The organism is Streptomyces sp. SA15, assembly GCF_002291145.1.
Lineage (GTDB): Bacteria > Actinomycetota > Actinomycetes > Streptomycetales > Streptomycetaceae > Streptomyces.
The window spans coordinates 110,061-110,618 of sequence record NZ_NTGE01000101.1; the positions used below are offsets into that span (position 1 = coordinate 110,061).

1 protein-coding gene and 1 pseudogene are annotated in these 558 nt (G+C 76.7%); both read right to left on the minus strand.

The window, feature by feature from the left end:
* Positions 1-216: phage holin family protein (locus CLM62_RS51780; RefSeq protein ID WP_257004024.1), on the minus strand; the 216-nt coding region annotated here is incomplete at its 3' end.
* 52 nt (positions 217-268) lie between these two features.
* A pseudogene (locus CLM62_RS23195) lies at positions 269-558 on the minus strand (hypothetical protein); the annotation flags it as partial.

Sequence of the window (558 nt, forward strand, 5' to 3'; positions counted from 1 at the left end):
GGCCAGGGCGAGCAGGCCGGCGTAGCCGACGGCGCCCGCGGCGCCGAGCAGCTCGCCGCCGCGTCCGGCGCGGCGGCCCTTCTGGGCCAGTTCCGCCTTGGCGAGGGCCACTTCCTGTCGTACGAGCCGGGAAAGCTGTTCGCTGGCCTGTCCGACGAGCTCCCCCACCGAATGGTGTTCGTCGTGTGCCGGCCTGTGGGCCGTGGTCCCGGTCACGGTTCCGCCTCCTCTCGGTTTCGGAACCTCCGGGTACCCTGACCGGCCCCCGCTACCCTTGCGGCGCGCCGCCCGGCCCGTGCTCGCCGAGTCGCGCCAGCTGGGCCTGGAACCAGTCCAGCCGGGCCTGGAGGAGGGCGGCCTCCGCGACGAGTTCGGGCACGCCCAGCCCGTCGGCCTCGGCGAGGTCGGCCATGGGCAGCGCGGCGCCCTTTCCGGCCACCACCCGCAGGCCCTCTCCGGCCAGCCGGGCGAACCCGGCCAGCGAGACCGACGTACGGCCGCGCAGGCATCCCCCGCAGGAGGGAGCCAGCGCGCGCCAGCCGGGGCGGCCCCAGGAGG